Consider the following 21,722-nt stretch of genomic DNA (forward strand, 5'->3'; position numbering starts at 1 on the left):
AGCAAGTAACACAACGATTAGAGAGAGGATACGCAGGCAGCAGAGAGAGCGAGGCCGGAGAGGGAAAACTGTGCGTCCTGAAAAAGCCCACGTTCTTACCATTTACCTCGGCGAATCGGATCAATGGCACGGGCAGCCGCTCTACGTCGCCATGCTGCAGTTGCTACGCGAGGAGGGCTGCGCTGGGGCCACAGCCATGCGGGCGATAGCTGGCTACGGTGCAAGCGCGCGACTGCATGCGAGTCAGGGACTACGCTGGTCTTCGGATGCGAGCATCGTCATCCAGGTCATCGATCAACCAGCGCGCATCGAGCGTCTGCTCCCGCGCCTGAGCGCCATGCTGCGCGGCGGTCTGATCACCCTGCACGAGACCGAGGTGGTTCATGTAACACCTCCCCTGCTCGCGGGCTTGCCGGCTCGTCGTCCGGTGCGTCAGGCGATGGTCACCGGTCTGATTACCGTCGAACCGGAAACGCCATTGGCCCAGGTGCTCGCGCTCTTATTGAGGGCGCCTTTCCGCGCTCTGCCAGTAGTCGACCGGGAGCGGCATCTCCTCGGCCTCATTACCACCGGCGACCTGATCAGGTCGGGTGCTCTGCCGCTGCGTCGCGGTTTGGTGCGCACGGCGCTCGCCCTCGACGAGGCAACTGCCCAGCAGATGCGTACCCCTTTGACGCAGGCCGAGCAGAGTGCGCGTACTGCAGCAGACGTCATGAATCGGCAGGTGCGTACGGTGCGCCCTGAGCAATCGCTGCGTGAGGCGGCTCGGCTCATGGTGGAGACAGGCTTGCGTCGCTTGCCGGTCGTAGACCGCGATCAGCACCTGGTTGGCATGCTTTCACGCACAGACCTGCTGCGCGCAGCGGCCACCAGTCCCCTGGCAAGCGAAGCCGAGGAGAGGGAGTCAGCGCCAACGGGCGGCGTTACGAGGCAGGCCAACAGCTCCGCCGCCTCGGCGCCGGTCAGGGACTATCTGCGCTCCGAGGTAGCTACCGTGCACGAGGATGCGCCGCTGACGGAGGTGTTTGAGGCCCTCCTGCAGTCGCCGCTGAAGCGCGTGGTGGTCATTGACGATGGGCAGCATGTTCGGGGGATCATCAGCGATGTCGATCTGCTGGCGAGCTTGCAGGAGGAGCTGCGTCCCCGTCTCTTGTCCTGGTTGAGCGGACTGGCACGGGGTCGGGAGCAGCACGTCTCTGGAGCCAGCACCTCTTTAGGCCCTCAGCTGCATCGCGCCGGGCGCGCGGGCGAAGTTATGAACCGCACAGTGGTGACCGTGCCTGCCACAGCGACGGTCTCAGAAGCGATTGCCCTGATGATGAGAACGGGCCGGAAGGTGTTGCCAGTGGTGGACGATGATGGGCACCTCGCTGGGATCGTTGGACGCTCTGATCTGTTGCGTGTCCTTCTGGAAGATGGTGATGATGCTTCATACTAACGGTTCTGGTCACGGAATAACTCAGCAGCAGCCGCTTTCCCGCCCTGGGAAACGGCTGCGGATCTTTGTGGGTGAGGCTGAGGAGTGGCAGGGCCGGTCTCTCTATCGAGCCATCCTGGAAGCAGCCCAGCGCCACCAGATAGCTGGGGCTACGGTCTTGCGCGGGATTGAGGGCTTCGGTCCAGATCTTCACCTGGCCAGCGAGCGCTTGCCCGATATTGCCGATAACCTGCCTTTGTTAATAGAGCTGGTTGACAGTGAGGAGCAGATAGGGCGCTTCCTGCCCGTGGTGCAGAGGATGGTGAGTCACGGTCTGATTACCGTGACGCCGGTGACGATGGTGTCCCTGTCAACCTGGCAGGAGTGGCCACGATGACGCTGCTGGCATTCGGGCAGTTGCTGGCCACAGGACTGGCGGGAGCTTTCGGCGCGTTGAGCCGTTATGTGCTCGGGCGCTTTATTGCGGAGCGGGTGACGACGGCCTTTCCGCTGGGAACGCTGGTGATCAATCTGACCGGGGCTTTCGCTATTGGGCTGGTGTTCGGGCTGACGACGGAACATGTGCTTAATGCGGCGCTCCAGGGCGTGCTGGCCACCGGCTTTCTGGGAGGCTACACGACCTTCAGTACGATGAGCTGGGAAGGGGTTGAGCTGCTGCGCGGTGGCAGTAGCTGGTTGGGCCTGCTCTACCTGGCCGGCAGTGTGCTGCTGGGCTTGCTGGCCGCGGCCTGTGGTCTGGCCCTGGGGAGGTGGCTCTAGTGGCTCAGGGACTTTCGGCACGGCGGCGTCTGGGGGCGGTCGCCCTGGGCGGCTTCTGCGGGACGCTGGCGCGGGCTTCGCTCAGTCCCCTCTTGCAAGCCTGGTTTGGCAAGAGTTGGCCGTACGATATTTTGCTGATCAATCTCAGCGGTGCTTTTGCTCTGGCACTGGTCACGGTCCTGGCGGAGGCCACTTTTCTGATTGGGCCTACCCGCCGCCTGTTGATGGCGGTTGGCTTTTTGGGGGCTTATACGACTTTCAGCAGCCTGGCTCTGGGGGATGTCTTGCTTTTGGCCGCCGGGCGCTGGCTGGCGGCGGTGCTTTACCTGCTCCTGAGCCTGGGTGGTGGCATAGCGGCGGTGCTGCTCGGCACCTGGCTGGGAGAGCGCTGTCTGGCCCTGCGGCGTTGGTGGCACGGGCGCCGTGCGCGCCAATCACGGCCCCGGACCAGGTCCTCGCCGGGCCGGCTGTCGGTGGCCGGTCAGACGCAGGCTGGGCGGGCGACAGCCAGGACCTCAGCCGGTCCGGCTGCGCCGCCGTCAACGATCCAGTCCAACCCCGGCCCGCGGGACGAGCCTTCGTAAGCGGGGCCAGCTCAGGATCTTCCTGGGGCCGCGATGGTCAGATTGAAGGTAGCGCTAACGTCGTCGAAGCCGAGGCGTCTGACAATCAGCGTGAGCTGCCAGTGGCCACTCATGCTGATGACGCTGGCGACAGCGCGGTAGCGGCCCGGTTGGCCCGCGATCGGACGAAGAGGGATCTCCTGGATGCCCATCGTCATATCGGTCATGGTGCAACGCAGAATGAGGCTGTCGTTCGGTCCGAGCCTGAGCGGGCGACCTGTGCTATCACGCAGGTCGACGGCGAACGTGTTGGTACCCACCTGGCCAGGATTGATGATGAAGCTGTAGTTGAGGTCGCCCATGTGCCCCTGATAGAGTGCAGGCCCCTGGCTGGAGCCAGAGCCAGCGGTCACGCTGGCCACAGGCGGGCTGAGGCTGGTCAGGACGCCTACGACGATTAGGAGTAGCACGGCCAGTGTGCCTTCCCAGCGTAGGGCGCGTACAAAGAGGCGCTGCAGACGCCCGGCAGCCAGCGAGGCGGCCCCACGTTCACGGTCGGGCTGACGAGCCAGACGCCGCAGGCGAGGCCCGATGAAGAGACCATTGAGTCCCCCCAACAGGAGAAGCAAGGCGAAAGCCAGCGTCTTGCCCAGCAAAGCCCGCCCGTAGTCGCTGCCGAAGAGGGCCGCCGGCGAGGGCAGGAGCAAGAGAGCCTCCAGTCCGCTAGCCAGAGCCAGCAACAGCACCGCTGGTATCGCCAGCCGGGTAAAGCGACCGATCAGACCAGCCAGCAGGCGTGTGCGGTCTCCGGTGCCTGGTCTGAGCTTGCCCAGGGCCGGGGGCAGCAGGATCATCAGCCCCAGTAGCGGGCCGATCCAGATGGCACTTGCCGCCAGATGGAGCAGGTTGAGCGGCAACAAGAGCAGCGCCTGGCGGCTGGCAGCAGCGTGTGAGTTGAGGATCTCGGTGAGCATGAGCAGACCGGCCAGCGGTAGCAGTCCTTTGAGTGGCCAGCTGCGCCACCAGCCATACCGACGGCGCAGCAGCACGATCCAACAGCCCCAGACGAGCAGCAGCGGCCCCAGACGGGCGAGCCAGAGGGTGCCGAAACGACTGCGGACGATCTCGCCGAGCATGCCCCCATTGCTGAGCAGTTGCCAGGGAGGCAGGCCGCTGAAGATCCAGCCTTGATAGCACCAGAAAGCCAGCCAGCCGAGGCTGAGGGCGAGCAGGATCGCCAGCAGGTAGATCTTGCTGAGGCGCTGCATCAGCTGCTCAGCTGCCGCCAGTTCTGGCCCGACCTCTTTCCTGATTCGGATAACGGTAGGGCGCCAGATGAGGAGCAGCGAGAGAGGAAGACCGGCCAGGGCACAGAGGCCGAGGATATTGAGCCAGCGGATGCCCACGCTCCAGAGAGTAAGGTTGGCACTGGTGGGAGCGAACTGGTTGAGCAGGGCATCGGTATTGGGAGACAGCGGGCCAGCCCCGACAACGAAGCTGAAGCTGCCTGTGACCTCGTGACCGTCTTCGGCAGAGACGTTATGGAAGAGGACGGTATAGGCCCCGTCGGATAGATGTGGAGGGAGGTCAACGACCAGAGCGTAAGGATCACCAGGTACTGCCCGGCTGTCGCGGAGGTCGACACGCTGCCGCTGCTGGTTCCAGACCTGCAGCTCGCTGAAGGCAGGTTCGATACGCTCCGTAAACCAGACCCTGATCTGGCGTGGGGCCTGCCCACTGGGTAGGCGGGCATTGGCGGCTGGAATGCTGTGATCATACTGGGCATGCAGAGGGCGCAGGGCATGTGCCTGGGCGTTACCCGGCCCAAAGGCCAGGCCCAGGACCAGTACGCAGAGCGCTCCCCACCACAAGAGCAAGCGCTGTACCCTTGTTCGCCAGGAGTAGAGCCTCCTGCCTGAGTGACGTCCTCGCTGGTGCATCGTATTTGCTCACCCAAGAGGGCTCAGGCGCTCCAGACCTTGGCTCAGCGGGGGAGCCGTAGTCAAGCAAGACTGGAGCGCCTGAGCCATACGACAACGTCAGAGAGAGGGAAAGGGGATATGTGGGTCGTGCGTCAGAGATCAGAGAGCGGCCTGGCTTAGCCGCGCAGGCGTTCCTCTAGCGCTGGGGACGCCTCGCTGCTGCAACCCGTGACCGCAGAGGGCACAGTGCGGCGCCAGGCAATGAGTGCGAACAGGAGTCCCCCCAACCCCAAGAGCGTCCCGGCCACTCCCAGGCCAGTGGCCAGCGTGGCGCGGCTCTCCGCCGCCTGGAGCTGGTTGGGGCCACGCTCTGTAGAGGTGGCTGCACTGCTGCTGGCCTGCTCCGGATAGGCTGGAATGACCTTCACGTCGCTAAAGGTGTTGGGGCCACTGGTGAAGGTTTCGTCTATCTTGAGGCCCTCCAAAGTGCCAAAGATATGGAATGTATAGGTGCCGGGCTGGCTGGGCATGAAATAGGCAACGTATTTGCCTGGCTGGCCCCAGCGCGCTTGAATGGGAACACTGAGCGGGCTGGAGGAGCCAAAGCGCACCTCGAATTTAAGGGTCTTCTCGGCCCCAACGACAGGATTGGCCAACGTTGGGCCAGTGCTCATGCTCATGTTTCCCATGCCGTTCTGCTGGTTGGTAGTGTAGGTGCATTCGTTGCCCTTACAGATGGTGAGATCCAGGCTATTCTGCTGCTGTGCATAGGCCGGCTCGTTGAGGAAGCCGACAATGAAGGTATAAGGGCCAACGTGGCGGCGCTCGTGGGCCGCCGCCACGCTTGTAGTCAAGAGCAAGCAGACAAGGGCCAGACTGAGAGCCAGCGCTCCTATGCGTAGCAGTCTCCTAATGAAAGCCATGAGACGATACTCCTTCCTTCCCTGCCGGGCTGATGATCTTCCGCTGGCTGAGCACGCACTTAAAGAGACACCGGCACTGATACGCTCATGGTGCCCGTGTTCTTCAGTTCAGCAGGTAAGAGAGAAGCGGCTGGCAGCAGAACGACGCTACCATCCCTGCCCTCTGAGCGATCTCCCTGGCCTATGGCCGCTGGCCAGAGAGATCGCCAGACCGCCTCAGTTTTTGGTTGGAGGGTCGCCGCCAGGCCAGGGGTCAACCTGTGGGGATCGCGCTTACCTGCCATCTCTATCTGTTGACAGAGAAGAGCATAGGGCAAAGGCAGAGATTTGTGTATTGGGAGTATGCCCTATTCTGGCCAGCAGCAGGCCCTACGGCTTTTTCCCAGGGAGTAAGCGCTTTGAGGGGATGCCCTCGGCCCTTCTTCGGCATTCTACCGGAAGGAAGGCAACCGAGGCGGTCTTTGCCAGGCCGAAGATGGCAAAAATGACAGCAGAAAAGCAGGGCGAGCAGGTGACAACTCAGGCTCAGTCACGCTTTAGAGGACCTGGCCCAGCCTTCCACAGGCGGCCATCTTCCGGTTATACTGAGAAAGCAAGGAAGGAGGTTCCATGAAGATGGCCGACAGCAGCCGCTCTAGCTCAGAGCACCCCTTTCCCCCCCCGAAGCCCGTTCCCACCCCTGACGAGGCCTCGCGCCCCTTCTTCGCCGGGGCCAGAGAGCGACAGCTGATGCTGCAGCGCTGCAGCGCCTGTGGTCGCTGGCTCTGGCCGGTCAAGGCGCGCTGCCCCGAGTGCTGGAGTCCGGCCCTGAACTGGACGCCAGCCAGCGGCAAAGGCACCCTCTACAGCTTCGCCCTCATGCACCAGCTCTATCATCCCGCCTTCGCCAGCGAGCTGCCCTACATCATCGCCGCCATCGACCTGGCCGAGGGCGTGCGCATCACCAGCACCATCGTCGGCTGCTCGCCAGACGAGCTGCGCATCGGCATGCCTCTGGAGGTTACCTTTGAACAGCTCAGTGAGGAGATCACGCTTCCCAAGTTCCGGCCCGCTGCCAGACCGGGCGGGGACAGCGACCAGTGAAGTGAGCAGGGTAGTCCGGTCGGTCGATAGGTCCGTCAACTGTTTTTGATGCGAGGAGGCACCAGTGACGAACTATCAATATGTGCTCTACGAGAAGAAAGATCATGTCGCCTATGTAACCATCAATCGCCCCGAGGTGATGAACGCCCTCCACGCCGCGGCCAACCAGGAGCTGACGGCGGTCTTCCGCGACTTTGTGGCCGATGAAGCGGCCTGGGTGGCCATCCTGACCGGAGCGGGCGAGCGCGCTTTCTGCGCCGGCAACGACCTGAAGGCAACGGCAGAGGCGACCGCCCGTGGCGAGGCACCCCTGACGAGTCGCCAGCAGCAGGATGGGGAGCCGGTCTATTTCGGCGGACTGATCGGGCTGCACTGCCCGAAGCCGATCATTGCCGCCGTCAATGGCGTCGCCGCCGGCGGCGGTTTCGAGCTGGCCCTGGCTTGCGACCTGATCATCGCTGCCGAGCAGGCCCGCTTTGCCTTGCCGGAGCCGCGCGTTGGCCTGATCGCCGCCGCCGGTGGCATGCACCGCCTGCCGCAGCAGCTTCCGCTCAAGATCGCGATGGGCCTGCTTCTGACGGGCAAGTGGCTCTCCGCCCAGGAGGCCGCTCACTACGGCCTGGTGAATGAGGTGGTGCCGCTGGAACGCCTGCGCGAAACGGCGGAGCGCTGGGCCGCTGAGATCCTGGAGTGCTCTCCTTTGAGCGTGCGCCTGACCAAAGAGTCGGTGCTGGCCGGCCTGGGACGCCCAATCGAGGAGGCGATGGCTGCCGACCAGGAACGGCTGCGCCTCCTGCTGGCCTCCGAGGACTTCCGCGAGGGGCCGCGCGCCTTCGTCGAGAAGCGGAAGCCTCAATGGAAGGGACGCTAGGAGCCAGCCAGTGACCAGAACTGGCTGAGAGCAACGCTTCTGACCACGCAAGCAGAAAGAGGCTGGAGCATATCCCCTGATGAGCATCAAAGGCAAATGTGCCATTGCCGGCCTGGGCATGACGGCAATGGGCAAAATCTACGGGCGCAGCGCCAGCGACTTCGCCATTGAGGCCGTTGAGCTGGCCCTGCAGGATGCCGGTCTGACGAAGGCCGAGGTCGATGGCCTTCTGATCAACGCCAATCTCTCACGCGAGATGCAGCTCGGACTACAGACGGCGCTGGGCCTGGAGAATCTGCGCCTGCTCAACGTTATGAGCGCCTACGGAGCCACCGCGGGTACGCTGATCCAGTATGCGACGATGGCCATCATCCACGGCCTGGCCAATGTTGTGGTGCTGGTTTTTGCCGACGCCCCTCTCAAGCCAACGCGGGGCGCTGGCGCCGCCTACGGGGCCGATCTGCTCTCGTTGCAGGGCATGGAGGGTCTGCTGGCGGCCTACGGCATCTTCGGTCCCATTCCTGGCTACGCCCTGGCCGCGCGGCGCCACATGCACCTCTTTGGCACTACCAGCGAACAGCTTGGCGCGATCGCCATTGCTCAACGGCGTTGGGCCCAGATGAATCCTGCCGCCCAGATGCGAACGCCGCTGACAATGGAGGAGTATCTGGCCTCGCGCTATGTCGTCGAGCCATTGCGCCTCTACGACTGCTGTCTGGTCTCTAACGGCGGCATCGCCGTGGTGATCACCTCTGCCGAACGCGCCCGCCAGCTGCGCCAGCCGCCGGTCTACATTCTCGGTCTGGGGCAGGCCGCCCCCGGCGGCGATGAGCGCACCGACCGGGAGCCTGGCATCTATACGGGAGCAAAGCAGTCGGGCGAGATAGCCCTGCGCATGGCCGGTATCGAGCTGAAGGATATCGATATCTGCGAGATCTACGATTGCTACACCTATACGGTGCTGGTGACGCTGGAGGACTACGGCTTCTGCGCCAAAGGCGAGGGCGGGGCCTTTGTGGCCGACGGCAAGCTGGGGCCTGGCGGATCGCTGCCGACCAATACGGGCGGCGGCCAGCTCTCGGCGTACTATATGTGGGGCTTTACGCCGCTCTCAGAGGCGATCATCCAGGCGCGGGGCCAGGCTGGCGAGCGCCAGGTACCCAAACACGACCTGATCCTGGTGAGCGGCAACGGCGGCATCTTGCAATATCACTCGACGACGATCCTGGGAACGCAGCCCGGCTGAGTGGAACGGCTGCGTGAGCCGGTCCAGACGCCGGTGTACCAGTGAGACGACCCCCTGATCGTCCAGCGCTGTGCGGGGTAGAGCGCACTCTTTCCTTTAGCTCATGCCCGCCCAGAGACGACTTCCGGCCAGTCAGTGGTGATTGGCCAGCTTTTCCTTGATCTCAGTCAGGGCCCGCCCTGCGTCAAGCCAGCGCGGGGCCAATCACTCCCTCAGCGAGGATCGCTAGAAAGAGGAGAGCCGAAGATGGATCTGACCCGTGTCTACGACCCTGAATTGCTGCCTCCCCTGGAGATCTTCCTCTCTCAGCCGCAACTGAACTGGGAGAACCTGCCGGCCTCGCGCGCGCTGCTGCAGGAGGCGATGCAGCAGGTTAAGGCCAGCTTCCCCGATTCGCCCAATATTCTGAAAGAAGACCACCAGGTCCCAGGCCCAGAGGGGGCGCCCGCGGTACCCGTGCGCCTCTACCGCCCCAAGGGCGAGCCGGCTCCTCTGCCTGGCCTGCTCTGGATTCATGGCGGTGGCTACGTGATCGGCAGCGTCGAGCAGGATGACTTGCTGGCCCAGCACCTGGCCGAGAGCGTCGGCTGCCTGGTGGCTTCGGTCGACTATCGCCTGGCCCCCGAGCGTCCTTTCCCGGCAGGAGTAGAGGACTGCTATGCGGCGCTGAAATGGCTGGCCACGCACGCCGATGAGCTGGCGGTCGATCGCACGCGCCTGGCCATCGCTGGCGCCAGCGCCGGCGGCGGCCTGACCGCGGCCCTGGCTCTGCTCACCCGTGATCGCGGCGAGGTGCCGCTGGTCTTCCAACTGCTGATTTACCCGATGCTCGACGATCGCGATGCGACGCGCTCGACGGAGCTGTTCGCGGAGGCCCCGATCTGGAACCGCGAGGATAACCGCCGCGGCTGGAGGGCCTACCTGGGCGAGGCAGCAGGCGGTCCCACAGTCTCACCCTACGCGGCGGCGGCCCGGGCCCAGGATCTGCGCGGTCTGCCTCCGGCGTTTATGGCCGTCGGCGCGGCAGAGATCTTCCTCGACGAGGACGTCGACTACGCGCTGCGTCTGGCGCACGCCGGCGTGCCCGTCGAGCTGCAGGTCTACCCACGCGCTTATCACGCCTGGGATGGTATCGCCCCCGCTTCGCGCCTGGCCCAGCAGTTCGTGGCCAACCGCGATCGGGCCTTGCGCGAGGCCCTGCATCCACGCAACCAGGCCCGCGCTCAGCAAGGTTAAGCAGGCAGCGCACAGCGCTCTTTAGCTGTTGAGCTGGAGCTGGCAGGTACCATCAGCGGCCACTTCGAGCGTGTAGTCCTCCAGAGAGGGCTCGCCGGCGGCCAGCCACTGCTCGCGCAGTCGCAGGACCTGCGACCAGAGAGGGTGCGCCCCGTAGACTTCGACGCGCCAGTGTACAGGTCGCGGTCCCTCGGCGGCAGGCACCAGAAGCAGGAGGCTCTCTTGCCAGTGCAGGCCCGTTCCGAGACCTCGCCCGGGCACCGGGTAGAGACGGCGCTCAACGCCCGGTAGATGGCGCTCCAGCCAGAGGGCGAAGGCCGACTCGTAGAGCAGCTCGTAGCTCTCTAGATCGGTCTCAGCCTCCTCCCGGCGCGGCTGTTCGCGCCAGGAGGCTAGCTCTCTGATGCGGTGGACCGTGGTGGGCGCTGCTGGCTCTTCTTCTCGCAGCTGCATAAAGAAGGCTGGCGTTCGCAGCAGGCGGCCCTCCAGGCGATCCGGCGCCACTTTCACCAGGCGGAAGAGCGGCGTCGTTAGTGGACGAAGCAGGTCGCCCACGATGATCCCTTGCGGGGCCAGTTGCTCGCGCCAGGCCGGCGGGATGCGCGGATAGCTGCCGGTCGCGATGATGCGATCATAGGGGGCCGCCGGGCCGTAGCCCTGAAGCCCGTCAGCGGTTACCACCTGGACGCGCTCGCCGTAGCCGGCCAGCCGCAGGCGCTCGGCAGCCAGGGCCGTGATCTCCTCATCAATATCGAGCGTCACCACCTGGCCGCCGGGGGCCACCAGCTCGGCCAGCAGGGCAGCGTTGTAGCCGGTGCCGGTCCCAATCTCCAGGACGCGCATACCCGGCTGTAGCGCCAGGGCTTCCAGCATGGCGGCCATAATCGATGGCATGCTGGAGGAGGAGATCGGGCGTCCCAGCTCGTCGACCTTGGTCACCAGGGCCTGATCACGGTAGACAAGAGACCGCGCCTCCTGCCGCGTCCAAACGCCGGGCTGCTCTTGCCGACAGTAGAGCGGCACAAAGTGGGCCCGCGAGACCTTGAGGAGCGCGCGGCGCACGGCTGGCGCCAGAGGATAGCCGCGCGTCTCCTCAATGCTGTTCACTAGCTCTCGACGCTCCTCGTCTTCAGTCGTTGCCGCCATAAGATCATCCACCAGAAAACTCCTTCCATCCGTATCTGCTACGACGGGTCTGCTCATTGTAACTGCACCAGTGGCCCCTCGCAGGGAAGGGCAAGGCCCTCCTTGCCAGAGCTGAGCACCTGGGCAATGGTTGCCGCAAAAGGCAGGCCCGTCTCCACCTCCAGCCATTCCCACTGCCCACCCGGATTACACTCCAGAAAGACGTAGTCGCCCTCGGGGGTCACGATCAGGTCGAGCGCCCCAAAGACCAGGCCCAGCCGCTGCACGAGCGCGACACAGCGCCTGGCCACGGCCTCGGGCAGGCTATAAGGCCGATAGCGTACCTGATAGCAGGCTGCTCGCCAGTCAAGGCGTGCCGCCTCCAGCTCTTGCGAGTCAATGCGGACAGCCAGCAGCGCCTGGCCGATAACAGTGGCGCGCACCTCGTAGGCTTTCTCGATGAGCGGCTGGAAGAGATGGGCCGTCAGGCGCACCTGCTCCAGTTCGGCCAGCCGCTCGCGCCCGACCCGACTGGTAAAAATCAGATGATAGCGGTCGCCGCCGCCGGGCAGAAAGTTGCCATGCAGGGTCTTGTAGATCATCTGCTCATGGCAGACCTCGAAGAAGAAGCTGCGCACGGCGCCGGGGTCGTTGGTAATGAGGGTTGCCGGTACGCGCAGGCCGACCTCCTGGGCGAGCTTGAGCTGAAGGGGTTTGAAACTGGCGCGCCGCTGGGCGTCCAGGGAGTTGACCCACAGGCAGTCAAGGCTGCGTAGCACGCCTCCGAAGCCACGATAGGCTTCATTCTCAAGGAAGAGCTGGATCAGCTCAGGAAAGTCCTCACGCACCTGATAGTGATGGGGGCGACGCACATAGATGCTACGAATGGCCTCCAGGTCATAGCGCTTGCCCTGGTAGCAAAAGGAGCCGCTCCAGCTGGCATCACGCAAGAGGGCAGCCAGGGTGACCGCCTGGGGGAAGGCCGCCGTATCGAGCACAAGGGCCGCGCAGCCGCAGCGCTGTAAAGCATGTTGGACGCGCCGGGCAGTGCTGTCGCCTGGGTAGCTAAGGATAAGGACGTATGGTTCCATCTAGTCGTCGTACTCCATGTCGAACTCCTCGTTGTGTAAGGGATTGGGCGACGAGGAGTCATGACCGGTCGTGTGGTAGAAGGTGATCGATGGCTCGGGCTTTCCCCCTTTGCCACCTTCATCCTCCTCGCCCCCGCCGTTGCCGACGAGGGGAATGCGACGCTCCTGGGCAAAGAAGAAGGCAAAGGGGCCGTTGGCTGGCAGGGCCAGCGCTTCAGCAGGAAGGGGCAGCTGTCTGGAGGCTTCAAGTGGTCGTTTCAGCATCCTGGATTTGCCTGCCTTTCGTCTCGTTGCCGCTCCGGCACGAGTACACGAATGCCTACGCAGTACCCAGTACCAGTCAGCCGGTGCATTCTGACCAGCCAGCCGACTGCCCCGTCCCGGTGGAACAGGGCAAGGATGGCCTGGCTCGCTCCGCGAGGTACCGGGCTGGTCAACTTACTATGTTTCCTGCATTCTATTGTAGCATAACGGCAGGGACGTTCTTTCGCACCCGAAGCCTGATATAGAGCCACATTATGAAGCAAGCTCTATTTCCGAGATTGGATAAGAAGTGTGCCAGAAATTCACACTGGACAGGCAGAGAGCTAGGGATGAGGCGTACGCAGGACGACCCGCTCAGGGGAGGCACATTGACAGCAGAGGAGTGTGATCCAACTATAATCAAGGTCACAACCACGCGCAGGCCTGGTTTTCTCTTCGAGACTGTGCACATCACCCGGAGTCCAAGGGCCGGCTCAGAAGAGAGAAAGAGAGATCCGCCCGATAGCAATACCAACTATCAAAGGCACTGAGGATATGGCAGCGATTGAACAGCAGTTTCCCTCGGAGCAGCTGAGTCTCCTGGCCGAACTGGAGAGTTGGCGCAAGGAGATCAACCGCCCGACTTACCACATGCACAAATGGTGGGCCACACGGTTGGGATCGGTTTTCCGCGCCATCTTGATCGGCGCTTTGAGCGAGGACGAACAAGATATCTGGGAAAGCTTCTATCAAGCGCTGCGTTTCCCCGGCAAGGTGGTCTTTGACCCTTTCATGGGAGCGGGAACGATCGTCGGCGAAGCGCTCAAGCTTGGCTGCTACGCCATTGGGGCTGACATCAATCCTGTCAGTGTTTTCCAGGTGCGCAAAGCTCTTGAGCCAGTCTCTCATGAGGAGCTGCTCGCCGCCTTCGAGCGGGTAGCAGCCAAAGTAGTGCAGCCGATCGGCCAGCTCTACCAAACCAGAGATCCAGAGAGCAAGCTTCCTCTTCCTCTCCTCTACGCCTTCTGGGTTATGAGCGTCCCCTGTCCTGCCTGTGGCACTCCGGTGCACCTCTTCGATACCACGATTTTCGCCAGGCACGCCTACCCGCAGCGCGTTCCCACCTGCCAATCTGTTTGTCTGGACTGCGGAACGATCAATGAGATCCGTTACGATGCCAGCCTTGTCCGCTGTCGTGGTTGCCAAACAAACTATGATCCTCACCGAGGGCCGGCGCGACATAGCCAGGCCACGTGCCCCTCTTGCCAGCACACCTTTGTGATTGTGCAGGCCCTGGCGCAAGAAGGTCGCCCTCCAGGTTACTACCTCTATGCCCTGCTGGCCCTGCGCCCAGATGGCAGCAAGGTCTATCTGCCCGCCACTGAGGACGATCGGCGACAGGTCGCGCTCGCAGGGGAACGACTGCGCTCACACTCAGGCCCCCTTCCAGCAACGCCTATTTTGGCGGGCCACAATACTGATCAGATCCGACGCTATCAGTTCACCTCATGGCGACAGCTCTTCAATGAGCGACAGCTGTACTGCCTCTCGCTGCTCCTTGAGGCGATCCTCGCAGAGCCTGATGAGGCTTGCCGTGAACTGCTGCTGTTGCTGTTCTCCGGCACCCTTGAATTCAACAATATGCTGTGCTCCTATAAGGGGGAGGGCACAGGAGCGGTGCGCCATCTGTTCTACCATCATATTCTGAAGCCAGAACGGATGGCCCTTGAAAATTCGGTGTGGGGCACACCGAAAAGCTCTGGCTGCTTCTCTACGCTGTTCCACTCGCGGCTGCTTCCCGCCCTGCGCTACCGCCAGCGCCCCTTCGAGCTGGCGCTGACTGAGGAAAAAGGGCGGCTGACAGGAAAAAAGATCTATGGTTTGAGCGCCTCGCCCGTAACCCCTCTTGCTTCCCACTTCACTGAGCTGAGCGAGCAGCGGCGCGCCCTCCTGCTGTGCACCGACTCCGCTCAGGTTCCTTTGCCCGATGGCTCCGTGGATGCCATCATTACCGACCCCCCTTATTTCGACTTCGTCCACTACTCCGAGCTGGCGGATTTTTTCTACGCCTGGCTGCGTCCAGCTCTGCGAGAGCGCTATCCCGAGTTCGCTCCCGAGACCACACGCTCGCCATACGAGGTGCAGCAGCGGCAAGCCGAGGCGTTTTCCGCAGCGCTCTGCCGCGTGTTTCGCGAATGTCGGCGCGTGCTCAAAGCAGAGGGTTTGCTCGTCTTTAGCTTCCACCACTCGCGTACGGAGGGCTGGGCTGCCGTCGGCGAGGCCCTCCTGCAAGCCGGTCTGGCTATCGCGGCAGTTCACCCAATCAAGGCCGAGCTGGCTCTGGCAACCCCGAAAAGTCAGACACGCTCTCCCATCAACTACGATGCCATCCTGGTCTGTAAGCATCAGGCCGCCAGGAGAGAGCCGCTCTCTTGCGCAGAGGCCCTGGCCACGGTGGTGCAAGAGACAGTCGCGCGCCTGCGTTCCTTGCAGATGGCCGCCGGTCAGCAGCTGCCCGCCCTCTCACGCAACGATTGCTTTGTCCTGGCTCAAGCCCAGGCGCTGCGCCTCTTTTCGCGCTTTCGCTGCCTGCTGAGAACAACCCCAGCCCCGGCAGAGCCGGAGGTTTCGCTAGAGGTGAGCCTGGCGACTTTCCTTGAGTTGGTGGCCCAAGAGGTCGAGTCAATCTGGCAGCAGGTCAGCGCCAGCGGGCCAGCCACCGCCACAGCCTGCACGCCCTCTCTTACCCCCGCTACAGCAAATTCATCTGCGGCTGGTCAACCTTGCTCGTCCCGCTCCTCCCTTCTACGGACGGGTGCCCAGCCGCAGCCACTTCCCTGGTCTCTCCAGGAGATTTTCGACAGTCTGGACGGTAAAGCGGGAAATTCCTGACCCCGAACTGATATCAAACGGGGTTCTCGTTCGTTCTATATATAGACCCGAAAGGAAGCGGGGGTGGCCGCGAGCAAGCAGATCCACCTCGACGAGCAGCTTGTAGCGCTACCCGTTTCCTGTGCAGCCTTCTCCCCATGAGGTTGCACCCGCCCTTTCAGGGATCTCCCGGTAGCAGAAGCTCCTGGGTAATAAGGGGGAGACGAGCTGGCACCCCGTCTTCCCCTTATTCTTTTGCCCGGCCCTGGCTTTCCCTCCCCTGTCGACCACCAGGCACCAGACACGCCGCCTCGCCACCATCATCCTCCCCCTCTCTACCCTCCTGGTTTTACCGCTCTAAAAGTTCACTTTTCACAAAACAAAAGAGCAATTGTGCAAGAAGTATCAGGTGCCAGCCATGCGCGATCTCTTCCCTTCAATGACGCCGTACGCTATACTCTCTGCGAGGCGATGAGCCGCAGCCTTTCTCGATCGCTCCCTTCATCGAGAGAGAAACCAGGTCTCGATTCACTGATGCAGCAGTGAGCGAGCAAACGAGCGAGACAGCACAGCGACTCATCCGCAACAACTCATGACCCGATCGAACAAAGGAGGCCATGATGCCATTTTGGGGTCTATTGCGTCGCAAGCAGCGTACGACGGCGGCCCATGCTCCCCTCTCTCCGGCGCAGGCGCAGTCTGAGCCGCCGTCGGAGCAGGAGCGCGTCGCCCGGCTCCAGCGCCGCTATCTAGAAGACGTCCCCTACCTGCTGCCTAAGGATGAGGCAGAGATCGATCGTCTCAACTTTCAGCACTATGCCCTGATGAGCGTCCAGAAGGTCCACATCGTCGTACCCCTGGAAAACTATCCCCAGGCCATCCTCGATGTCGGCTGCGGCACCGGCCTCTGGGCGCGCGAAGTCGGCCATCGCTTTCCCAGTTGCCGCGTCGTGGGGGTGGATGTAGAGCCACCGGAGCGACTGCCCACCACGCCAGTCAACGTGCAGTTTCTCTACAGCGATGTGCTCAAGGGGCTGCCCTTTGACGACAACTCGTTCGATCTGGTGCATCAGCGCTTGCTGATCTCGGCCATCCCCGTGCGCTCGTGGCCGGCGGTGGTGCGCGAGCTGGTGCGCGTGACCAGACCGGGCGGCTGGCTACAGCTCACCGAGACCGGCGGCTACTATCATCGTCCAGGCCCGCTCTCGCTGCGGGTTAGCGCTCTCCTGGACCGCGCCTTTGAGCGCTGGGGCTTTGATCCCTATATTGCCGAGCATTTGCCGATGTACCTGCAACAGGCCGGGGTGGTCGAAGTAGAGAAGTATGTCTACAGCGTTGTCTTGGGCGAAGGAGGTGGCCAGGGTGGGCGCCTCCTGCAGAAGGACCTGCTGGCGCTGCTCCATGCGTTGAGTGAGCGTATGGCCTCTCTCATCGCGCGCGAGGAGTGGCAACGGATGCTTGAGGCTCTTCCGGCTGAGTGGGCCGCCTCTCAGACCGCTTTCCAGTTCCATGTGACCGTCGGTCGCAAGCCGCCGGCTTTTTAACAGCGGCTGCTGCGCAATGCCCTGGTCCAGTCCGAGGGGAAAGAACTGGGGGCACACGCCTGGCCTGGTCTGGCTCCGCTTCACCCTCTTTCCCCTCCCACACAGCTTCATGCATCCTGCACAAAACCCTCGTCTCCTTATGCGTTAAATTGGCCATAGATTCCCCTGTGCTTGGGCATTATACTGATCTGCAGAGGCCGCAAAGAGGCGACTTCTGTGCACTTTATATGAAGCCACGCGAAGCGCTTCCCCTCCGGTGGCTCGCGGTAACCAGGGATGGTGCGAGCTGGTGCGGCGTCGCGTCGAGACTCCACTCATAGGCGAGGTCGCTGCTTCTGTCCGCTGCCGCTCTGACGGCGCGGCACCTGCGAGGCTGCGGGCCGTGCGCTGCACCGCGCGCGCAGCGCTCTCCGGGCGCCCAGGTCGTTAGCCAGTTGGTCGATTGGTCAGATTACCCAGCCATCGCTCTGGCTTGTTGATCGCGCGCCCGCTGTCGACCCGTTATGTCAGCTGCCAGCAGATGAGGAGGCTTCTGCGCATGCTTGAAGAAACGGAAGCAACACCAGTCGCCGCTACCGCTCTCTCCACCACTGATCAACCGAAGCGTCGCTTCAATTTGTTAGTGAACAATCCAGTCCTGGAGGACTATTCGCTGCGCTATGCACCACGCTCCTTCCGTAAGTGGGGAACGCTGGCGGTGGCGAGCGCTGCACTGGGAGGGATCGCTTACCTGGCCGACTTTGCCATCGGGGCCGACATTATTATCGCCCACGGCTTCAGTAACGCGGTGGCCGCTATCTTGCTGGCCGCTGTGGTGATTTTCTTGACGGGCATCCCGATCGCTTATTATTCGGCTCGCTATAACATCGATATGGATCTGCTGACGCGCGGGGCCGGTTTCGGCTATCTTGGCTCAACCCTGACGTCGCTGATCTATGCGAGCTTTACCTTTATCTTTTTCGCCCTGGAAGGCTCGATTATGGCCCAGGCCCTCCATCTCTACACGGGCCTGCCGCTGCCGTGGGCCTACCTGGTGTGCGCGCTGCTGATTATTCCGCTGGTGGTCTTCGGCATGACTTTGCTGGCGAAGCTGCAGACCTGGACGCAGCCGCTGTGGCTGGTGCTCTATGTGCTGCCCTTCCTGGCGATCCTATGGAAGGACCCCGGCGCCTTTGCAAGCTGGACGCACTTCGGCGGACTCTCCCCAACGGGGGCGAGCCTGGTGCCGCTGGAAGTGGGAGCTGGCGCCGGCGTGGCGCTCTCGTTGATTGCCCAGATCGGGGAGCAGGCCGATTATCTGCGCTTTATGCCCGACAAGACGCGCGAGAATAGTGGTCGTTGGTGGCTGGCCGTGTTGAGCGCTGGCCCGGGCTGGGTGATCCTGGGGGCGTTGAAGCAGCTGGCCGGGGCCTTTCTGGCCTTCTATATCTTCGCCGAGGTGGGGGCCCAACTGGCCGATCAGCCGATTCAGCAGCTGCTGAAGGGCTTCAGTGTGCTGATCCCCAATCCGTGGCTGGCGCTGACGGTGGCGACCTTCTTCGTGCTGCTCTCCCAGGTGAAGATCAACGTGACGAATGCTTATTCCGGCTCGCTCTCGTGGTCGAATTTCTTTTCGCGAATGCTGCACCGCCATCCTGGGCGCGTGGTCTGGCTCTTTCTCAATGTGGGCATCGCCCTCTTGCTGATGGAGCTGAATATGTTCGCGTTCTTGAATACGATCCTGGGCTTCTATTCGAATGTGGCCATCGCCTGGATCGGGGCCGTGGTGGCGGACCTGGTGATTAATAAGCCGCTGCTGAAGCTGAGTCCTCCCTATATCGAGTTTAAGCGCGCGCACCTGTATACGATTAATCCGGTGGGCTTCGGGTCGACGCTGGTGGCTTCGGTGCTGTCGGTGCTGGCCTTCTTCGGGCTGTTCGGGCCGGTGGCGCAGGCATTCTCGCCGTTCCTGGCTCTGGTGATCGCTTTCGTGCTCTCGCCGCTGCTGGCGGTGCTGACGCGCGGGAAGTACTATATCGCGCGCGAGAATGTCGTGGCCCATACGAGCGGTCAAGGGGAGCTGCCGCTGCTGCAGTGCTCGGTCTGCGCCGATGCCTATGAGGCTCCCGATACGACGTTCTGTCCGTTCCATGAGGGGACGATCTGTTCGCTGTGTTGCACTTTGGAGAAGGATTGTCACGATCTGTGTAAGGCGACGGCCTAGCTTCGCTATTCCGCGGGAGGGAAAGCAAAGGGCTGGTACGACGGTCAGTCAGTCGGTCGGTCAGTCGGTCATCTGGTTGGTCTTTCGGTCGTTGCGTTGGCTGCCAGGACTGCCAGGCCGACTGGACTGGCTGACCGCCTGCCAGTGGGTCGGTTTTTGGGGGACTGGCGTAGCATAGAAGAGAGGTGGGATGTGCTTGCTGTGAGGCCGCGTGGTGAACCGCGCTGAACTGACCTGCCCACTCCTCCCCAATGGCATGCTCCGACCGCATCCCGCCTCTCTTTTTGTTAGCCCGCTCTGCGTTGTGGTCCTGATATGAGGAAACGAAAGGAGGTGTGTCAATGGCCGCTTTGCTGGGTGAGCCGCCGCTAGCGGGGCCGCCCCGCGATGGGTTGTGCCTGGACCTGGAGCCGTTGCAGGTCTTGCAGTTGCTGCAGCTGTGCGATAGCGCGCTGCCTGTGGGGGGCAGCGCGCACTCGTTTGGTCTGGAGACCCTGGTGGCTGAGGAGCTGCTGACGGTGGAGACGCTGGAGGAGTTTTTGCGTGCCTATTTGACGGAGGCGGGCCTGCTGGAAGGGGTCTTTTTTGGCCGTGGCTGGCGTCTGGCCGCGCTATCCTCTCCGGAGGAGCTAGTGCTGCGCTGGCGGGCGCTGAACGCGGAGCTGAGCGCGCTCAAGCTGGCTCGCGAGAGCCGTCAGGCCAGCATCATGATGGGGCGCCGCCTGCTGCATTTGGTGCAGGGCTGGTTCAGCGACGAGCGTCTGACCTCGGTGCAGCAGGTGGCCCTGCGCGAGGACGGGGCCAGCCATTATGCACTGGCCGCCGGCCTGCTCTGCGGCCTGCTGGGGATCGAGGAACGCGCGGCGCTGGCGGCCTTTCTGCATCAGCAGTTAGCGGCTGTGCTGGCGGCCTGCCAGCGCCTGTTACCGCTGGGCCAGCGGCGGGCGATGCTCTTGCTCTGGCAGTTGAAACCGGTCCTTCTCGCGGTGACAGAGCAGGCGCGGGACTGCCTGGAGCGCGGTGAGGAGCCGTGGCAGTGGACTCCGCTGGTGGAGCTGGGTAGTCTGCGTCATCCGTATTTGGAGACGCGCCTCTTTATCAGCTAGGGGCGTCATCCCGCCTGGCCGGCGCGTGCAGCCGGACCGGGCATTGAGCGATGCAGCGGGTTGAGGAGGGAGAGGTTGGCAGGCACGGCAATGGTCAAGGCCAGGAAGGAGCGAGTATCTGGATGCAGGCGCTGGGAAGTGAGCCGCGCGAGGAGACGACTGAGGAGGAGACGGCAGCAGGATCTGATGAGCGAGAGCGCCAGGAGCAGCCTGACGCGCCAGGCTCTCGCCCGACGGTGGCTGGCTGGCTGCGGCTGGGGTTCGGCTATGAGAGGGCGACGGGCCGGACGCGGCTGCTTGTTCAGGAGCAGCGGCCCCCGCTGCAGGTGGTGCGCGCTTTCTCGACAGACGAGGGTGGGGCACTGGTACATGTGCACAATCTTTCGGGCGGTGTGTTGGGCGGCGATCGCTGCGAGCTGGTGATCGAGGTCGGGGCTGGGGCGCGGGCAATGCTCACCTCGACGGGAGCGACGCGCCTCTATCGTCCGCGCGCCGAGGATCGCCCGGCTCTGCAGCGCTGGCAGGTGCACGTCGGCGCCGGGGCTTTATTGGAGCATCTGCCCGATACGTTGATCCCCTTTGCGGGGGCGCGCTACCGCCAGGAGGTGCTGATCTCTTTGGAGGAGGATGCCGGCCTGTTCTGGTGGGAGATCGTGGCACCGGGTCGGGCGGCGCGCGGCGAGTGCTTTGCTTATGAGTGGCTTGAGCTGCTGCTGACAATCACGAGCGCCGGGTGTCCGCTGGCGATCGAGCGTTTCCGTCTGGAGCCGCATGGGCGGTCTCCGTTCTCGCTGGCACGCCTGGGACCATATCGCTACTGCGCCAGCTTGTACGTTTGTCGCACGGGCCTGCCACGGCAGCGCTGGGCCGACCTGGAAGCAGAGCTGGCGGGGCTGGCACAGGAGCTGAGCCGGCCCGACGGCTGTGTCTGGGGCGTGGGCCGCTTGCCGGCGGACGGGCTGGTGGTGCGCGGCCTGGCTCAGGAGGGGCTGCCGCTCAGTGCTGGCTTGCCGGAGTTCTGGCGCCGGGCGCGGCTGCGCCTCTATGGGCGGATGCTGCCGCTGCCGCGCAAGATCAATTGATCGATCTTGCTGGATGCGCTTTTTGAGGCAACGATGCACTGCTGTCTGACTGAGCTGAGCAAGGAGGAAGAAAGGAGGTTTATCGGGCGATGTATTTGACGCTGCGTGAACAGGAGAAGCTCTTGATTGTGGTGGCGGCTGAGCTGGCGCGCAAGCGGCGGGCGCGGGGCCTGAAGCTCAACTATCCCGAGGCGGTGGCTCTGTTGGCCGCCGAGATGATGGAGGCGGCGCGCGATGGGCGCAGCGTGGCCGAGATTATGACCCTGGGGACGACGCTGCTGACGCGCGAGGATGTGATGGAGGGCGTGCCCGAGATGATCCAGGAGGTGCAGATCGAGGCCACTTTTCCCGACGGCACCAAGCTGGTGACCGTCCACGATCCGATTCGCTAGCGTTCGCTGCCTGCCAGGAGAAAG

Annotated in this window: 19 protein-coding genes; 14 read left to right on the forward strand and 5 right to left on the reverse strand. The window is 63.2% G+C overall.

Annotated features, from left to right (window positions below; genetic code table 11):
* Positions 1-70: 70 nt before the first annotated feature.
* Genes BGC09_RS13530 through crcB (BGC09_RS13545) form a run of 4 tightly spaced genes read left to right on the forward strand, consistent with a single transcriptional unit; the run spans position 71 to position 2,781 of the window.
* Entirely contained in the window at positions 71-1,438 is a 1,368-nt protein-coding gene (locus tag BGC09_RS13530; protein ID WP_069804525.1) for a DUF190 domain-containing protein, read from the forward strand.
* Positions 1,422-1,814 (forward strand): DUF190 domain-containing protein, encoded by a 393-nt coding sequence (locus tag BGC09_RS13535; protein ID WP_176728925.1) that lies wholly within the window; start codon positions 1,422-1,424, stop codon positions 1,812-1,814. Before BGC09_RS13530 ends, BGC09_RS13535 begins: the two co-directional genes overlap by 17 nt.
* Positions 1,811-2,197, forward strand: a complete 387-nt coding sequence (crcB, locus tag BGC09_RS13540; RefSeq protein ID WP_069804526.1) for a fluoride efflux transporter CrcB — start codon at positions 1,811-1,813, stop codon at positions 2,195-2,197. The genes BGC09_RS13535 and crcB (BGC09_RS13540) overlap by 4 nt, the downstream gene beginning before the upstream one ends.
* On the forward strand, positions 2,197-2,781 hold the full coding sequence (crcB, locus tag BGC09_RS13545) for a fluoride efflux transporter CrcB (RefSeq protein WP_069804527.1): 585 nt from the start codon (positions 2,197-2,199) through the stop codon (positions 2,779-2,781). The genes crcB (BGC09_RS13540) and crcB (BGC09_RS13545) overlap by 1 nt, the downstream gene beginning before the upstream one ends.
* Before the next feature lie 11 nt (positions 2,782-2,792).
* Here crcB (BGC09_RS13545) and BGC09_RS13550 read toward each other — a convergent pair whose 3' ends face one another.
* A complete protein-coding gene (locus tag BGC09_RS13550) occupies positions 2,793-4,637 on the reverse strand; it encodes a copper resistance CopC/CopD family protein (protein ID WP_069804528.1) in 1,845 nt (614 codons plus the stop codon).
* Between the two features lie 221 nt (positions 4,638-4,858).
* Entirely contained in the window at positions 4,859-5,605 is a 747-nt protein-coding gene (locus BGC09_RS13555) for a hypothetical protein (RefSeq protein WP_069804529.1), read from the reverse strand.
* A gap of 615 nt (positions 5,606-6,220) precedes the next feature.
* Between BGC09_RS13555 and BGC09_RS13560 the strand changes: the two genes are divergently transcribed.
* The 4 genes from BGC09_RS13560 to BGC09_RS13575 all read left to right on the forward strand — a co-directional run bounded on the left by BGC09_RS13560 (position 6,221) and on the right by BGC09_RS13575 (position 10,041).
* Positions 6,221-6,688, forward strand: a complete 468-nt coding sequence (locus BGC09_RS13560; protein WP_069804556.1) for a Zn-ribbon domain-containing OB-fold protein — start codon at positions 6,221-6,223, stop codon at positions 6,686-6,688.
* A gap of 64 nt (positions 6,689-6,752) precedes the next feature.
* On the forward strand, positions 6,753-7,559 hold the full coding sequence (locus BGC09_RS13565) for an enoyl-CoA hydratase-related protein (protein ID WP_069804530.1): 807 nt from the start codon (positions 6,753-6,755) through the stop codon (positions 7,557-7,559).
* Between the two features lie 79 nt (positions 7,560-7,638).
* Positions 7,639-8,805, forward strand: a complete 1,167-nt coding sequence (locus BGC09_RS13570; protein WP_069804531.1) for a thiolase family protein — start codon at positions 7,639-7,641, stop codon at positions 8,803-8,805.
* A 246-nt stretch (positions 8,806-9,051) separates the two neighbouring features.
* Positions 9,052-10,041, forward strand: coding sequence for an alpha/beta hydrolase (locus tag BGC09_RS13575; protein WP_069804532.1), 990 nt, complete (start codon positions 9,052-9,054; stop codon positions 10,039-10,041).
* A gap of 21 nt (positions 10,042-10,062) precedes the next feature.
* Here BGC09_RS13575 and BGC09_RS13580 read toward each other — a convergent pair whose 3' ends face one another.
* The 3 genes from BGC09_RS13580 to BGC09_RS13590 are packed head-to-tail and all read right to left on the reverse strand — an operon-like array spanning position 10,063 to position 12,521.
* A complete protein-coding gene (locus BGC09_RS13580; RefSeq protein ID WP_069804533.1) occupies positions 10,063-11,199 on the reverse strand; it encodes a methyltransferase domain-containing protein in 1,137 nt (378 codons plus the stop codon).
* Between the two features lie 41 nt (positions 11,200-11,240).
* A complete protein-coding gene (locus tag BGC09_RS22585) occupies positions 11,241-12,257 on the reverse strand; it encodes an MvdC/MvdD family ATP grasp protein (protein ID WP_069804534.1) in 1,017 nt (338 codons plus the stop codon).
* Complete coding sequence (locus BGC09_RS13590; RefSeq protein ID WP_069804535.1) at positions 12,258-12,521, reverse strand: hypothetical protein; 264 nt, start codon at positions 12,519-12,521, stop codon at positions 12,258-12,260. It abuts the gene before it with no gap.
* Between the two features lie 534 nt (positions 12,522-13,055).
* On the opposite strand from BGC09_RS13590, the gene BGC09_RS13595 reads away from it, so the two are divergent.
* The 6 genes from BGC09_RS13595 (at position 13,056) to BGC09_RS13620 (ending at position 21,698) form a co-directional block, all read left to right on the forward strand.
* On the forward strand, positions 13,056-15,392 hold the full coding sequence (locus tag BGC09_RS13595; RefSeq protein ID WP_069804536.1) for a hypothetical protein: 2,337 nt from the start codon (positions 13,056-13,058) through the stop codon (positions 15,390-15,392).
* A 596-nt stretch (positions 15,393-15,988) separates the two neighbouring features.
* Complete coding sequence (locus tag BGC09_RS13600; RefSeq protein WP_084658788.1) at positions 15,989-16,915, forward strand: class I SAM-dependent methyltransferase; 927 nt, start codon at positions 15,989-15,991, stop codon at positions 16,913-16,915.
* A 538-nt stretch (positions 16,916-17,453) separates the two neighbouring features.
* A complete protein-coding gene (locus tag BGC09_RS13605) occupies positions 17,454-19,118 on the forward strand; it encodes a hypothetical protein (protein WP_069804538.1) in 1,665 nt (554 codons plus the stop codon).
* 341 nt (positions 19,119-19,459) lie between these two features.
* Positions 19,460-20,224: an urease accessory protein UreF gene (locus tag BGC09_RS13610; protein WP_069804539.1), complete on the forward strand. Its 765-nt coding sequence runs from the start codon at positions 19,460-19,462 to the stop codon at positions 20,222-20,224.
* 122 nt (positions 20,225-20,346) lie between these two features.
* Positions 20,347-21,306, forward strand: a complete 960-nt coding sequence (locus BGC09_RS13615) for an urease accessory protein UreD (RefSeq protein ID WP_069804540.1) — start codon at positions 20,347-20,349, stop codon at positions 21,304-21,306.
* Positions 21,307-21,395: 89 nt separating this feature from the next.
* A complete protein-coding gene (locus BGC09_RS13620) occupies positions 21,396-21,698 on the forward strand; it encodes an urease subunit gamma (protein WP_069804541.1) in 303 nt (100 codons plus the stop codon).
* The last annotated feature ends 24 nt before the right edge of the window (positions 21,699-21,722 follow it).

Origin of the sequence: Thermogemmatispora onikobensis (genome assembly GCF_001748285.1) — a bacterium.
Lineage (GTDB): Bacteria > Chloroflexota > Ktedonobacteria > Ktedonobacterales > Ktedonobacteraceae > Thermogemmatispora > Thermogemmatispora onikobensis.

Bases quoted from the DNA above. Each gene is read 5' to 3' on its own strand.
- BGC09_RS13535 (WP_176728925.1), top strand. From the start codon at position 1,422: ATGATGCTTCATACTAACGGTTCTGGTCACGGAATAACTCAGCAGCAG.
- crcB (WP_069804526.1), top strand. From the start codon at position 1,811: ATGACGCTGCTGGCATTCGGGCAGTTGCTGGCCACAGGACTGGCGGGA.
- BGC09_RS13555 (WP_069804529.1), bottom strand. From the start codon at position 5,605: ATGGCTTTCATTAGGAGACTGCTACGCATAGGAGCGCTGGCTCTCAGT.
- BGC09_RS13560 (WP_069804556.1), top strand. From the start codon at position 6,221: ATGGCCGACAGCAGCCGCTCTAGCTCAGAGCACCCCTTTCCCCCCCCG.
- BGC09_RS13570 (WP_069804531.1), top strand. From the start codon at position 7,639: ATGAGCATCAAAGGCAAATGTGCCATTGCCGGCCTGGGCATGACGGCA.
- BGC09_RS13575 (WP_069804532.1), top strand. From the start codon at position 9,052: ATGGATCTGACCCGTGTCTACGACCCTGAATTGCTGCCTCCCCTGGAG.
- BGC09_RS22585 (WP_069804534.1), bottom strand. From the start codon at position 12,257: ATGGAACCATACGTCCTTATCCTTAGCTACCCAGGCGACAGCACTGCC.
- BGC09_RS13590 (WP_069804535.1), bottom strand. From the start codon at position 12,521: ATGCTGAAACGACCACTTGAAGCCTCCAGACAGCTGCCCCTTCCTGCT.
- BGC09_RS13595 (WP_069804536.1), top strand. From the start codon at position 13,056: ATGGCAGCGATTGAACAGCAGTTTCCCTCGGAGCAGCTGAGTCTCCTG.
- BGC09_RS13600 (WP_084658788.1), top strand. From the start codon at position 15,989: ATGATGCCATTTTGGGGTCTATTGCGTCGCAAGCAGCGTACGACGGCG.
- BGC09_RS13605 (WP_069804538.1), top strand. From the start codon at position 17,454: ATGCTTGAAGAAACGGAAGCAACACCAGTCGCCGCTACCGCTCTCTCC.
- BGC09_RS13610 (WP_069804539.1), top strand. From the start codon at position 19,460: ATGGCCGCTTTGCTGGGTGAGCCGCCGCTAGCGGGGCCGCCCCGCGAT.
- BGC09_RS13615 (WP_069804540.1), top strand. From the start codon at position 20,347: ATGCAGGCGCTGGGAAGTGAGCCGCGCGAGGAGACGACTGAGGAGGAG.
- BGC09_RS13620 (WP_069804541.1), top strand. From the start codon at position 21,396: ATGTATTTGACGCTGCGTGAACAGGAGAAGCTCTTGATTGTGGTGGCG.